Below are 12,893 nucleotides of genomic sequence, written 5' to 3' on the forward strand. Positions count from 1 at the left end.
CATCGTTCGGTAACCGCGTTATTGCCCTTATTTAAGAAGAGTGCGAACGCCAGATTCGAAAGCGCGTCACTATGTACCAGATAAGACCGCCGATAAACATAACCAGAGGTATCACATTAATTTCGTTACTTTGTTGAGATTCTTCTGAGGTTAAAAAGAACCAAAGCACACCCACGATAAGAATAACGAGCGATAACACACCTTGTATCTGCAAACTTTTCGATGTGTTCTCAGACGTAATCGCGCTGTTTTCGCCCGGTTGGTTCTCTTGCTCCGATTTTTCACTCTTCACAAAACCACAGGCAGGACAGCTATAGTTATTATCCAGTACCTGATCTTCACATTTTGGACATTTTTCAAATGCCATTGAGGTACCTCTCTGCTTTATTGATGAGTGTTCATTGTTGAGTGTAGTCAAAAACTTTTGTGTTTGTCATTTCCATTACGCTGATGACATCCGTTATAAGCTGTGCCACGTAATAGGATTTTATGTATTTAAGTATATTTCTGACAGCCTTTCTGGCCGCCACAATACTGCCTGCTCAGTCTGAGTTTGTGGTCGTGGCAGCCCAGCGCATGGATTACGATGTCTGGATAATCTGGTGGCTGGCCTCAATCGGTAATACGCTGGGGTCAGTGGTCAACTATGTTCTGGGTCGTTTTTTGGTACGGTATCAGGATCGCCGCTGGTTCCCGTTCAAACCAAAATCTCTTGCCCGTGGTCATCGCTGGTTTGAACGCTTTGGTAAGTGGTCGCTGCTGATGGCCTGGGCTCCCTTCATTGGCGACCCTCTTACGTTTATAGCCGGTATGCTGCGATTAACCTTCTGGCAATTTTTAATTCTGGTTTTCATTAGTAAAGCTGGCCGCTACGCTATTTTGCTGGGTATTACGCAGTTGTTTTAATAACTCTCATCGCACCATTACACCTACCGGATTCACTCTAAAACGGTGACCTGTTTTTTTTAATCTGTGAACACAGACGAAATTTTTCTTTAAAGCTATACTCAGGTTCGATAATACGAACATAAGGCTTTGCAATGGAGTTTATTGATTATTACGAAGTACTGGGTGTAGAGCCGACCGCCGATAGTAAAGCAATTAAAACCGCGTACCGCAAACTCGGCCGAAAGTATCATCCCGATGTAAGCAAGTTACCAGATGCAGCCGAGAATTTTAAGCGCGTAGCCCAAGCCTATGAAGTATTACATAGTGCTGAAAAGCGTGCTGAATATGATGCTTTGTGCGAGGCTCGCAAACGCGGTTATAACAATCAAAATAGGAAATCGAGCGCCAACTATCACACTAATAATAGTACGATGGGTAATCAGGACTTTACTGACTTCTTTAACTCAGTGTTTGGAGCAGCAGGTTCCCGCAGTCGCCAACAACATCGTCAGCAACCTTGGTATGAGGACGCCAACCAAGCCAAAGGAGCTGATGTTGAATTCGACTGGCCGGTTATGCTCGAAGACACCTTGGCCGACACGACCAAACAAATTGAGTTCGTTATTCCGGTTTATGACCAACAAGGTTACCAGCAGCAGGTACAAAAATCGCTCAAAGTAAAAATTCCTGCTGGCGCACGAGATGGCGAACGTATTCGACTAAAAGGACAAGGTGCCCCCGCTTACGGTAACGCCCCAAGCGGCGATGCTTACTTAACCATCAAATTACTTCCGCATCCATTATTTGATGTGGAAGCCAATAATCTTTTGCTCACCTTACCGCTCGCGCCATGGGAAGCGGCATTGGGAACTAAAGTAGAGGTGCCGACGCTCTCTGGCAAAGTTCAACTAACCATTCCAGCTAACAGCCAGGCAGGTCAGCGCTTACGTGTAAAAGGCAAAGGCTTGGTCGGGAAGCTCTCAAATGGCGATTTGATTGCCACAATAAAGATTGTGATGCCATCCTCACTAAATGAAAACAGTAAGACCCTTTGGGCTCAGCTCGCGGACAGCGAAACCTTTGACCCTCGTCGCGAATGGAGCGATAGATAATGACAACCTTACAACAAGTGTACTCACCCAATTTTCACCTGAGTTTCGAAGAGCTCTGTCTGTCTGCAAATCTCAGCGCCGAAACCATGCTTGAGCTGATTGAGCATGAGATTGCGGTACCAGTCACCGGAGAACACCCACGTCAGTGGATGTTTCATGTTACCTCTGTGATGACAGTAAAAAAGGCGGCGCGTCTCAACCGGGATCTAAATATAGACTGGGCCGATCTCTATTTAGTGCTAAACCTGCTTGATGAAATTGAGCAGATAAAAGCTGAGAACCACAGGTTGAAGCAACGGCTCAATAGAAAAATTTAGAAGAGCCGCCGGTAAATCAAACGTCTGGTCGGAGTCGATTACAGCACGTTAAAGCTTATCGAACTCGGATACTCAGAGTTGTGATAAATTTTATGAGTTGCCTTTGTAAAGTCGCTCTCTTTTGCATTAAAAATGTTTTCAACGTAATTCTGGGGGTTAATATCCAGAAACGGAAACATGCTGCTTTGTATTTGAATCTGCAGCTTATGCCCGCGTTTGAACGTATGTAAAACATCGTACAACTCAAACCCAATTTCAGTTGGTTGATTTGAGACAAATGCTTTAGCCTCACTCATACTGTCACGAAAACGCCCGCGTAACACTCCCCAACGCACAAGCTCATGGCGGTTCCCGCGCTCCATGTCAGCCTTATTGGTATTCTCATCAATGGAAGGAAAGACATCGACAAGCTTCACCACAATATCCGCCGCTGATTTATTGGTAGCGAACCATAGGTTAAGGTCGATGGCCCCGGCAATTGTTAAGTCCGATTCCAGCGTATCGGTCTCAAATACCAGAACGTCAGGTCTTCTCGCTGTAAAACGCTGATCTTCTACCATGTATGGTCTATCCCAGCCGCGACTGATTTCGGCAGAATGAGGAACCGGCTTGTTAGGGTCACTTAGGTACTCGCTGCTACCCGTATTGTTTTCCTGCTCAACGATTTTTTCGTCATCCGCTAAATACAGGGTTTCTCTAGATGTATCCTTAGGCGGCCAAGCTTCAAAATGACGCCAGCGATTACTGCCGGTTTCGAACATGGTTGCCCTAGTCAGATTGGCTTCATCAGCACCTTTTAGGTGCTCTTTAAAAAATGGCAGCAACACATCTCTTTGAAACCAAGCACTGGTATCAAAACCAAAATGAGCCTCTCCAAGTTCAGTACCGCCCTGCTCGCTTTGCCATTGACCGTGATACCAGGGCCCCATGACCAATTGAACATGATCCTTCTTATTGTTGTCTGACATGGTTTGATAGGTATAAAGCGGTCCGTAAAGGTCTTCTGTATCATACCAACCGCCAACAACTAGCGTGGCAGGCTTAGTGTTTGATAAGTGCTGTAAAACATTTCGCGACTTCCAATAATCGTCGTAATTGGGGTGCTGAATAATCTCATTCCAAAATGGGCGTTCGCCGTTAAAGTACTTATCGTTTACATTGGAAAGTGGCCCAAGATTTTTGAAAAACTGATAGCCGTCTGGCGTTTCAGTTTTCATACCTTCAGGCCAGTAAGCGAAGGTGCCATCGCGCTGCTTATCGAAGGTATCAAAAAATATGAAAGCCATGGGCGTGACGAAAGCACCATTTCTATGAAAGTCATCAAAGAACCAATCAGCAATGGGAGCCTGAGGTGAAATAGCCTTAAGCGCAGGGTGACTGTTAATTGATGCCACCGACGTGTAGTAACCGGGGTAAGAGGTTCCCCACATACCGACTTTCCCGTTGTTACCTTCGATATTGCTTACGAGCCAATCAATCGTGTCGTACGTATCTGTGGCATCATCCGTTGCGTTCTTTCCGCGAGTGTAGGCATCCTGCGGGCGCATGTTGACGAAATCCCCCTCCGACATGAACTTGCCGCGCACGTCCTGGAAGACAAAAATAAAACCGTCTTTTTCAAATGCTTCGCTCGGCCCCAAACGTTTTTTATACTCGTCTACCCCGTACGGTGCAACGCGATAAGGCGTTCGCTGCATCATAATAGGGTAAGATTTGCTGGTATCATTGGGTACGTAAACCGACGTGAATAACTTTACGCCATCGCGCATCGGGATTTGATATTCATATTTGGTGTAGTTAGCCCGGATATAGGCTTCCCTTTCATCCGCTACACTTTGTTTACTGAATGCGGAGTTCACCGTCAGCAAACATATAGCCAGCAAAAAGCTGCGTATAACAACCTTCATGTTCTGTCCCTTTTATTATTGAACTAACTCGTTTACCACCTCGAATGGATGCCGCGGATAGCCGTTTTCGACCTTTCTTTGTTATAAATCCAAAACCACTCAGTAGCAAGTTTTGTGTTTGTTCAAAGTTTTAGTTGTGGGAAGGCCGCCGAAGTCCCAAAAATTCTCTGTCTTCGCGTTAATATCGACTGCTACAGCCATCTTGTATTGGGGAGCCAGCTTTGAGCGCCACGGGACACGCCACCATGATTGGCAAGTATCCTTCTGGGTTAATGAAGGAACACTTCCAAATAACTTTTTAGATCGTTCATATCAGCAGTTTTTTCCTTGCTAGATCCAGAACGCCTTTGGTTATTTGTTCACCTGTTTCCCGATGAAAGTGGTCGGGAGCATCAGCCCAGGTTTTATCAAGAGCACCCTGCAACTCCTCATTTATCGCACCAATTAATTCTTGAGCAATATCGGGGGAAAGGCCAGAAAATTTGGCATGATTAGGCCAATGCCGAGGTAATATTTTATGCCAATGATAATGGGAGTTTTTACTTTTTACCCTCATTGCCATTTTAGCTTTTTTCGGCTGTATTTTACCCAGGGTTGGATACGCTGAAAGGACATCATAGATTGGCGTTAACCAATAACCCGAAGCGTCCAAATAAACACTGAAATTCTTTGCATGACCATCAATAGCACACAGTAACCAGAATACGTATTGACTCAAAAAAAACACTTGCTGATCTTTTAAACCTTGCTGACTTGTTGCGAGCAGATCCGATATTTCAAAAGCGCCCGGGCCTCCTTTATCTTCATACTTCGATTGCCCGGCTCTGCCCAGAGCCTGGCACATATCTTCCTGGCTTATCCTTAAAATTTGACCATCTTCATCCGTATGTCTATCAAAACGTTCGACAACAAGTACCTTTTGCTCACCAAAAACTTCTATCTCAGCGTGCGCTACATCAAACCCTAAATGATGCATAAAGCGTAAACAAAACCATTCATTGTCGACACTTTGCTCCATATTTATGCCACTAGGTAACTCTCCCATAGCCATTTTAAAAATATGGGTTGTAGGAGTGTTACCTATCGGTTGATGCCACTGACCACGGTGATAGGTTAATGCTGTTTTTTCCTGAGCTCCTGCAATAGAAATACGAAAAGTATCGTCATCCCCCATTCCGAGGGTATGCCCGGTAACCGCATGATTTAAAATCTCATTGATTTCATTCTCATCGACCGGGTTCATCTGCATAGATGGTTCTGGAGGTATTTCCGTTAAGGAAAGAGATAACGCTCCCACACAGTCACGCCCGATAGCTGATAGCAAATCCATAGTGTCTGTTGAGTAAGCGCCGATTCTATCAACAATTTGCTGACGAACTTCTTCATTATCTGGCAACAAATTATCAAAAAAATAACGAACGCGCTCGCCTGTATGTCGTTTAGATGTCATTGGCAGTGACAAGCTTATCGAATGCGCATATTCTGCTCCCAACCATTCATCATCATAAATAAACTCGAAGGTGCCACTTTTCCGCCTTACGGTTCCTACTTTTATTCCATTAATCCCGCAATGTAATTCTCGTGTAGCCTTGCGCCTTGGCATGACGAATCTTCCTTTTACTTTTTAGGTGGTGATTTTCGAATCACAATAGGCCTACGATTGCTCTTAAGCGCATCAAGAGGCCGATGCTTGGTTTGCGGGAGATTTTCATCCACAGACGCTTTCCTGACCCTATTTAAGACTTCATAACCGTCATCTGCGGAATTAGAAATATCGAACCGAATGTTCAAAGCAGCCATTACTTTCATTAAGTTAGCGAAAGTAATGGATGATGTTTTGGTCTCAACACGGGATATAAAACGCTGATCTTTACCAATCCGTTTGCCTAATTCCATTTGGCTATAACCAGCTTCCTGTCGCCGTTGTGCTATATATTTACCCAAGGAACCGGGAGTGGTGATTCGCATTTTAATTCCTTATATAGAATATAGGCATTTATACTAAATAGAGAATATAAAAATTTAGTTTATATATGGAATATAGTCAAATAATGCATATATGGATTATCTCGTAACTAAACCCACTGAATTGAGTGCATCCACAAGTCTGTTATAAGCTCTCCGATGTCTTTCCTCACTCATTTCTCCAAGATTTTTCAGCTTCCACCTAACCGCCGGTAGCCGATCAACACCATCAAGTCCGAGTAATGACCAATCCGGTTTGCGTGATTTAAACGTCAAAAGAAACGACCTCTCCTCGTCAGTAAATGCCGCATGCATGAGTTTTACAATTTTCCCACGCGCAGCCACAAGCTCCGCGAATGGGACATCGATGTCCGCCATCGATTTAAACTCCCCCTCATAAAGTTCGGAAATATCTTTGAAATGAGGTCGTAATAACTCCGAAATAGGACGGGGGTGGCTGACAATATAAACAAGTAACGCTTTACGAATATCATCAGTGAAGCCTTCGTTATCCAGAAGTAGTTTTACGTCAAACAAATCTCTGGGGTGCTGCCGGTCGAGCGCGGCGCAAATCTTACCAGCATAGAGATCGGCGAAATTAACCACGGAAATTTCTGCGAAGCCAAATTCATTTTCCACCGCTTCAGTAACACTCAAGGTTGTCGGTTTGTAGACAGTTCCTCGAAGTACGGGTGACAGTTCTATCTTTATCTGAACCTTTGTACCGCGAACCTCACGCTCCACCAATAAACGGAGCGCGTCTTTTTTGACTTCAAATGGGCGTATGACAGTCACATTCTGAATTTCGGCTGTGAGCTTTTTACCTATTTTCTCCAGGTGACTAGTGATCGTATTAAGTGCTTCATCTCGATCCATCATAGGTAGAAAAACGAGATCAATATCAACCGACAGTCGCGGAAAGTCTCTGACAAATAGGTTAATCGCTGTGCCGCCTTTGAGCGCAAAGCAGTCATGAGCCGCAACAAATGGTAACACCTGCATAAGCAACTGAACCTGCCGATAATAAATGCTATTTCTATCCATGATAATTTACATCTCCTTGGGTACCGTGATCTGCCATTTGCTTTCCAGGCGACCATTTACCGCGATAGCTCTTTTACCTGAGCCTAGATCGTAGTCTGTTGACACTAAACGTTTAAACCAGGGCTGTTGATTGCGCTCCGCTAGCCAAAAGAATAGCCGTTTTACTTTGACATTAAGGCAGTTTTTTAGCAGCGTATCTAACTTCCGGGGTGATAAGTTATGCAACCCCTGAAGCAGCGCATCAGCATGCTCAAAACTGATATGTTTAGGTACCTCGTTGAGCACTTCCAGATAAGCTTTTTCAACACAAGAATACGTTATTTCCGGCAAACCTTTTGACCATTCATAAGGACGGAGAACGCGCTGGTCGCGCATGAGTGATTCTGGCCACAATCGCTTCGTTCCATGCCATTCGAAAGTAGCTTCCACACCAATTTTATCAACCCATACAGGCAGCTTCTCAGGACAATATAGACCAATCGTAGGTTTTCCACTTTGATTTACGTAATGGCTTACACCATTTAACTCTAGAGCTGTCAGGCCCCCCACATTGACTGCGAACGTAGCTATTCGCTGCAATGAAGCCACAACACCTTGCCAGGTTGGGTAAGCTTCTTCGCGATAATAGACCCCGGGCGTAGCAACGATTAAAGCTCCTCGTCGGACGGAGTTGTCGATATAGTGCAAACTCAAGCCCTGCTCTTGTAGCCAACGCTTTGTTGCTATCATACCGAGAGGAAGTTTTTGCTTTAGCGTTTTGCCCGCTTCATGATTTAACATGTGATGCTCTTTTGGTTTGCAATATACTTTATACACGTTAATTATTGACGTGTATAATGAATTAGTCAAACTGAAGGCACAGGAAAATCGTAAACCTGTGGTTAGCTTCTCTTGACCACTACAGTTAGTGTCGCCCGTCTGTCGTGTATATTTCGTGACCGACACCGACGTTGTTGCTTCATCATTGAGCCTGAATACAGATACCAGGAGAATTTGAATGATTAAAAAATTGAGAGAACGTAAAAATTGGTCTCAAGAACAATTAGCGATAATGTCAGGCTTGAGTGTAAGAACAATTCAACGTATAGAAAGCGGCAATAAAGCAAGTATGGAATCTCTTAAATCACTGGCCTCTGTATTCGAAGTTGATGTGTCGAAGCTAACGGAGGAAATTACTGTGATTGATAAAGAATCTAAATACTGGAAGCAACAACCGGTCTGGTTCAAATTAAGTTTGTTTGGCGTCAATAGAAGAAATAAACTCGTTTGGGTCGAGTACTTAAGCGTGTTACTGGGACTGGCAACCTGGATTATGCATCCAGACATTTTTGCGACGCCTGCTTTTTTCTTAGCTGCTTACTTAATAAGTAAATTGGTAAACAGAGCAGATAGCCGGAAAGTTTGGTAAAGAATAATAGGCAAAGACCTGTTGAAAAAGAACCGTTATACGTAAAGGGAGTTAAACATGTTCTGGCAAGTATCCTTCTGGATTTTAGTTGGGATACTCGTTCTGCCGTTGCCGACTCGGGCATTACTGATGGTTTATAACCCCGTAGCGCCACGGCCGATTCGCAAGTGCCCGAGCTCGGCAACAGCCTGGCTTACTCCGAATCCGCTCCCATAATTTCATAGCCAGATGGCGCTAAGTCGAACATTTCAGGGTCTATCGCTTCATTAAATGCCACATCTGCCTCAAAAACAAAATACGGTCCATCCATTGTCTCTACTCTTATACGAATAGGTAATTCAGTCTTAGGATCGACCCATAAAGTCAATCTCATGTTTTCAGGCTCCACTGTAAAGACAGTCGTTTCTATTCCATCGATAACTACACCTGGTTCACTCTTCACTTCACCGTCGTAATTTAAAATTTTCGTGTGCCAATCAAGTAACTCATTTTCCAGCGCCTCTTTCGCGTTTTGACCAGGCGTAAAATTAATAGGCATGGCAACTTTGCGTTCAGGGAAGAGTATTAACCCCTTACCAAGTTTAGTATCCATCACGTTCACTACTGAAGGTGCACCTTCAATGTCTGGAAGCGGTGTGTTGACCACCCTAATTTTACTGGGCGATTGGTAAAAAACCTCTACTGTCATAATAACTTGGTCATCCGACTGCATTTGTCCTGTGTACACCATACTGGTGATTTCGCTTAACTTCTTGACCACCGATGCAAATGCAGGTTTGCTCACCGACGTGGTGATAATCAACACAGCGGTTAGCACCAAAGCGGCAGCCGTTCCAGCAAAGCCAAATCGCTTTGGTTGTGAGGCGGTTTTTAACCAACTCCAAAGACGAATCATACCGTTGCCGGGTTCTTCTTCATCTACAGGGTTGTCTTGTGCATCAATGGCAGCGTGAAGTCGGGACTGCATTGCTATATCGTCATGTTCCGAAGGCTTTTGTCCCTTAACTTTATTAAGCATAGTCTGAATAGAATCGTGATTAGTGTTCATGACGAGCTCCTAAATATTCTGATTTACCTACGATACTGGAGAGTTTTAGCTGTGAGCGATGCAGGGATACGCCGACTGAATTGCTAGAGACATGCATTAATTCGGCGATTTCTTGGTAAGAGTATCCTTCGACATGACGCAGGCAATATATGTGAGCGTCTTGCTCTGTCAATTGCAAAAGGGCTTGTTTGAACAGTATCAAATCACGGTCTCGTAAAACTTGGTTCAAAGGGTGCCTTGATGTATCACTTTCATTTTCAGGCACGCTTTCCAAGTCGTCTTCCGCTAATCTTTTATTACGACGTAGATAATCAATCGCTGTGGTAACTGCCATAGACTTTAAATAAGCAGGCCAGTTTTTCACCTCGTTCATGCTTTTAAGAGATTTTTTAAACAGTTTAATAAATACGTCTTGAGTCACATCCTCTGCAAGGTGTGTATCGCTTAACAGTCGATATGCGCAGTGAAAGACTAGCCTCCCGTGTTGCAGTGCCAAGTCAGATATTTTCGCTTTGTGTTGCTGCAATGTCATTCTCCAAAAACACATCTCGACTTAAAGACGATCCAGTTGTCGAAAATATTACCGTTTTTTTAATTCTTTCAGAGCAGCATATGTTAATTGTGCTTTGTTGACAGTTAGGAAAGCAATGAAGGGTAAAACGCCCTACTAAAATAACAAAGTTATCGTAAGCGTGTAGTCGGAGATAATTTGGGACACAGAATGGACACAAGAGAAATTGAGTTAATAGTTACTATCAATGCGAGAACTTCAAAAGATGGCGCGCCCGACAGGAGTCGAACCTGTGACCTCCGCCTCCGGAGTAAATAGCGACTGGCTGACGTTAAATGGTGAGAGAAGTTACTAACCGTGCAGGCCACGTTCTATAGGGATCTCAGGAATATTTTAACGAGGCCATTTAGCCAGATGTTTTAGCGTTTTATCTCCAACCCCTGCAAAACTTGCCACAAAAGGGTATGGAAAAAAGGATAGTTAGCCAGATAACCACTACCCTAAATTATGCGTCGATTAGCAATCACCGTGGTTTAAATATTAACTAAAACGCCTATAATTTGGTAGGAGCAAGTGCTCTTGAAAGGGAGCTAAACCTCCCTATGCAGTTTCTGCCTCTGTGTATTATCTTCATTGGACTCTCGGTACTGATGTTAACTTATGCTGTAACTTTGGGAATTTAAATCTACCGGGCGCTTCTTAGCAGCGCCTGGATTCTACCCACTCAGTTTTTACAAGATAAATTCTGGGTTCCTCATTGCCATTAGGCTCGAGACACATCGCTACATGGAGAGAACTCGAGGCCAGTATTGCTAAGGCTGACAAGTTAAGTATCAAGACTAATGCCGTGTACGGCATAAAGCGACCAACCAATCGCCCAGGGACTCAAGCCCGGGACTTTTAGCGGTACTGGAAGGGTAAACAAAATAGAAACTGTCATCGGTTTGAATACTGTGAAACGGCAATTCAAACAAACTTTCTTCACGCTCTTGCTCGGTTGTCATAAACTCATTTAACAGCGCAATTCCCTGTCCGTATTTAGCCGCCTCGGCAGCAAGTAATAAATGACTAAAGTGGTGAACCCTAGCGCTCACAGGTAACCGAAGGTTGGCTTTTTTAAACCAACGCTGCCAGTCGGTTCCCGGTTCGCCGCTGGCAAATGCGCTTATCGCTGACAGTAATGGATATTGAATGAGGTCACCCGCACTTTCGAGCCGATGAGCCTCAGCCCATAATGCTTTTGAACAATAGGGCTTTAACGTTTCATCATACAAATGGTAGCGCTGATAACCCATGCCTGGCGGCTGTGTTGTAATAAAGCAGTCAGCCCACTGGGTATCAAAATTACCATCCTGAGTCAGCATTTGCAGCGTCAATTCCACATTAGGATAGCGTTGTCGGAACTCATCGAGGGCCGGTATCAGCCACTTTACCGCTAACGAACCATGCACCGCCAGCTTTACCTGCCGGGTATCATATTGCCTGACGTTTGCAGTCGCCCCTTCAATCGCGTTAATTGCTCCAGCAACTTCATTAAAATAGTTCTCGCCGACTGCTGTTAACAAAATTTTGCGGCCCCGCCGAACAAAGAGATCATCACCCAAATATCCTTCAAGTAGTGCCACCTGATGACTCACGGCACTTTGTGACACATGTAAGCGCTCTGCTGCCAGGGAAAAGCTCTCGCAACGCGCAACTTCAACAAAATAATGGATGGAGCGAAGCGGAAGGCTCATTATCTAAAAACCTCATGTGAAAATTAGTTAATATCATTATATTTAATAAAAAGAGCCACGTAAAATGCCCTCATCGCTAACAGTTTAAAGAGGAGAACAAAGGTGGATCGCTCATTGCTCATGGCTATTATTATGTTGGTCTTAGGAAATAACATCGTTATTCTCTCAGATTCTTTGATTAAGCTACTGGATGGTTTTGAGGCACCTTTTCAATTTGTTTTATACCGTCAAATAAGTGCCACGCTGATGCTTTTACCGTTTATGTTGCTTTTTAAGCGCCCATTATTGCCTAAGAATATACGTTGGCATGCCACTCGCGCTCATATTTTTTTACTCGGTACGGTGTTTATGGTGATATCATTAACCACTTTACCGCTAGCGACTGCGAATGCCATATTTTATGCGGCGCCTATTATCACGGTTGTATTAGCCCGCATGTTTTTTAAAGAGCGTGTCACACGCTTATCTTTGATTACTGCAGTCTTAGGCATGGTTGGCGTATTGGTAATTGTGAACCCCTCCTCTACAAACATTTTTGCGTTGGCGGCCCTGGTGGTTGCTACAACCCTGGCGCTCAATAATCTGCTAGTAAAAAAGCTTCCGGCTGAACACAGTATTCTGGACACGCTTTACTTAACTAACCTATTGGGTATTCCTTTAGCTTCTGCAATGGCATGGTTTGAAGGTGCCAGTTTTGATGTCAGTACTTTTTTAATTTCAGTGGGCTCCAGTTTGTTTGCGATGATTTATGCCGGTACCTGCGTTTTTGCTTATCGAGCCGCAGAAAGCAACAAAGTCACCAGCGCCGAGTATACAGGCCTTATTGGGGCGGTAATACTGGGGATTGTGTTTTTTACCGAAACCCCTGACGCAAGGTTTTATATAGGTTCAGTCCTTATCATTGCACCACTCACCGTTTTAACTCTGCGGAACTCTAATAGATCGGCTTAAAGTCGG

The 12,893-nt window shown here is 44.1% G+C and carries 14 protein-coding genes; 5 read left to right on the forward strand and 9 right to left on the reverse strand.

Annotation, left to right across the window (positions count from 1 at the left end):
- Positions 1–31: 31 nt before the first annotated feature.
- Positions 32–367 carry a zinc ribbon domain-containing protein gene (locus B2U97_RS05245; RefSeq protein ID WP_011233331.1) on the reverse strand — a complete coding sequence of 112 codons (336 nt, stop codon included), beginning with the start codon at positions 365–367 and terminating at the stop codon, positions 32–34.
- A 122-nt stretch (positions 368–489) separates the two neighbouring features.
- On the opposite strand from B2U97_RS05245, the gene B2U97_RS05250 reads away from it, so the two are divergent.
- The 3 genes from B2U97_RS05250 (at position 490) to B2U97_RS05260 (ending at position 2,317) form a co-directional block, all read left to right on the forward strand.
- Positions 490–906 (forward strand): YqaA family protein, encoded by a 417-nt coding sequence (locus tag B2U97_RS05250; protein WP_011233330.1) that lies wholly within the window; start codon positions 490–492, stop codon positions 904–906.
- A 134-nt stretch (positions 907–1,040) separates the two neighbouring features.
- Positions 1,041–2,000, forward strand: a complete 960-nt coding sequence (locus tag B2U97_RS05255; protein WP_110012921.1) for a DnaJ C-terminal domain-containing protein — start codon at positions 1,041–1,043, stop codon at positions 1,998–2,000.
- The gene (locus B2U97_RS05260) at positions 2,000–2,317 is read left to right on the forward strand and encodes a chaperone modulator CbpM (RefSeq protein WP_110012920.1); all 318 of its coding nucleotides are present in this window, start codon (positions 2,000–2,002) and stop codon (positions 2,315–2,317) included. The genes B2U97_RS05255 and B2U97_RS05260 overlap by 1 nt, the downstream gene beginning before the upstream one ends.
- A gap of 38 nt (positions 2,318–2,355) precedes the next feature.
- On the opposite strand, the gene B2U97_RS05265 is transcribed toward B2U97_RS05260, so the two are convergent.
- From B2U97_RS05265 to B2U97_RS05285, 5 genes are all read right to left on the reverse strand, one after another.
- Entirely contained in the window at positions 2,356–4,224 is a 1,869-nt protein-coding gene (locus B2U97_RS05265; protein ID WP_110012919.1) for a CocE/NonD family hydrolase, read from the reverse strand.
- A 307-nt stretch (positions 4,225–4,531) separates the two neighbouring features.
- Entirely contained in the window at positions 4,532–5,827 is a 1,296-nt protein-coding gene (locus tag B2U97_RS05270; protein WP_110012918.1) for a type II toxin-antitoxin system HipA family toxin, read from the reverse strand.
- A 14-nt stretch (positions 5,828–5,841) separates the two neighbouring features.
- The gene (locus B2U97_RS05275) at positions 5,842–6,192 is read right to left on the reverse strand and encodes a helix-turn-helix domain-containing protein (RefSeq protein WP_034819205.1); all 351 of its coding nucleotides are present in this window, start codon (positions 6,190–6,192) and stop codon (positions 5,842–5,844) included.
- A gap of 96 nt (positions 6,193–6,288) precedes the next feature.
- Positions 6,289–7,233, reverse strand: a complete 945-nt coding sequence (locus B2U97_RS05280; RefSeq protein WP_034819207.1) for a nucleotidyl transferase AbiEii/AbiGii toxin family protein — start codon at positions 7,231–7,233, stop codon at positions 6,289–6,291.
- Positions 7,234–7,239: 6 nt separating this feature from the next.
- Complete coding sequence (locus B2U97_RS05285; RefSeq protein WP_034819209.1) at positions 7,240–8,013, reverse strand: type IV toxin-antitoxin system AbiEi family antitoxin domain-containing protein; 774 nt, start codon at positions 8,011–8,013, stop codon at positions 7,240–7,242.
- A gap of 217 nt (positions 8,014–8,230) precedes the next feature.
- Here B2U97_RS05285 and B2U97_RS05290 point away from each other — a divergent pair, with 217 nt between their 5' ends.
- Positions 8,231–8,641 (forward strand): helix-turn-helix domain-containing protein, encoded by a 411-nt coding sequence (locus B2U97_RS05290; RefSeq protein ID WP_034819211.1) that lies wholly within the window; start codon positions 8,231–8,233, stop codon positions 8,639–8,641.
- A gap of 193 nt (positions 8,642–8,834) precedes the next feature.
- Here the strand turns inward: B2U97_RS05290 and B2U97_RS05295 are convergent, their stop codons facing one another.
- The 3 genes from B2U97_RS05295 to B2U97_RS05305 form a co-directional block, all read right to left on the reverse strand.
- Entirely contained in the window at positions 8,835–9,689 is an 855-nt protein-coding gene (locus B2U97_RS05295; protein ID WP_011233319.1) for a LolA family protein, read from the reverse strand.
- Positions 9,679–10,221: an RNA polymerase sigma factor gene (locus B2U97_RS05300; RefSeq protein ID WP_011233318.1), complete on the reverse strand. Its 543-nt coding sequence runs from the start codon at positions 10,219–10,221 to the stop codon at positions 9,679–9,681. The genes B2U97_RS05295 and B2U97_RS05300 overlap by 11 nt, the downstream gene beginning before the upstream one ends.
- Positions 10,222–11,039: 818 nt before the next feature.
- Positions 11,040–11,936 carry a LysR substrate-binding domain-containing protein gene (locus B2U97_RS05305; RefSeq protein ID WP_011233317.1) on the reverse strand — a complete coding sequence of 299 codons (897 nt, stop codon included), beginning with the start codon at positions 11,934–11,936 and terminating at the stop codon, positions 11,040–11,042.
- Positions 11,937–12,038: 102 nt separating this feature from the next.
- Here B2U97_RS05305 and B2U97_RS05310 point away from each other — a divergent pair, with 102 nt between their 5' ends.
- Complete coding sequence (locus B2U97_RS05310; protein WP_011233316.1) at positions 12,039–12,887, forward strand: DMT family transporter; 849 nt, start codon at positions 12,039–12,041, stop codon at positions 12,885–12,887.
- Positions 12,888–12,893: the final 6 nt, after the last annotated feature.

Source organism: Idiomarina sp. UBA3176, assembly GCF_002364295.1.
GTDB classification, from domain to species: Bacteria; Pseudomonadota; Gammaproteobacteria; order Enterobacterales; family Alteromonadaceae; genus Idiomarina; species Idiomarina loihiensis.

Coding starts and splice junctions, on each gene's coding strand:
- B2U97_RS05245 (WP_011233331.1), bottom strand. CDS start 367: ATGGCATTTGAAAAATGTCCAAAATGTGAAGATCAGGTACTGGATAAT.
- B2U97_RS05250 (WP_011233330.1), top strand. CDS start 490: ATGTATTTAAGTATATTTCTGACAGCCTTTCTGGCCGCCACAATACTG.
- B2U97_RS05255 (WP_110012921.1), top strand. CDS start 1,041: ATGGAGTTTATTGATTATTACGAAGTACTGGGTGTAGAGCCGACCGCC.
- B2U97_RS05260 (WP_110012920.1), top strand. CDS start 2,000: ATGACAACCTTACAACAAGTGTACTCACCCAATTTTCACCTGAGTTTC.
- B2U97_RS05265 (WP_110012919.1), bottom strand. CDS start 4,224: ATGAAGGTTGTTATACGCAGCTTTTTGCTGGCTATATGTTTGCTGACG.
- B2U97_RS05270 (WP_110012918.1), bottom strand. CDS start 5,827: ATGCCAAGGCGCAAGGCTACACGAGAATTACATTGCGGGATTAATGGA.
- B2U97_RS05275 (WP_034819205.1), bottom strand. CDS start 6,192: ATGCGAATCACCACTCCCGGTTCCTTGGGTAAATATATAGCACAACGG.
- B2U97_RS05280 (WP_034819207.1), bottom strand. CDS start 7,233: ATGGATAGAAATAGCATTTATTATCGGCAGGTTCAGTTGCTTATGCAG.
- B2U97_RS05285 (WP_034819209.1), bottom strand. CDS start 8,013: ATGTTAAATCATGAAGCGGGCAAAACGCTAAAGCAAAAACTTCCTCTC.
- B2U97_RS05290 (WP_034819211.1), top strand. CDS start 8,231: ATGATTAAAAAATTGAGAGAACGTAAAAATTGGTCTCAAGAACAATTA.
- B2U97_RS05295 (WP_011233319.1), bottom strand. CDS start 9,689: ATGAACACTAATCACGATTCTATTCAGACTATGCTTAATAAAGTTAAG.
- B2U97_RS05300 (WP_011233318.1), bottom strand. CDS start 10,221: ATGACATTGCAGCAACACAAAGCGAAAATATCTGACTTGGCACTGCAA.
- B2U97_RS05305 (WP_011233317.1), bottom strand. CDS start 11,936: ATGAGCCTTCCGCTTCGCTCCATCCATTATTTTGTTGAAGTTGCGCGT.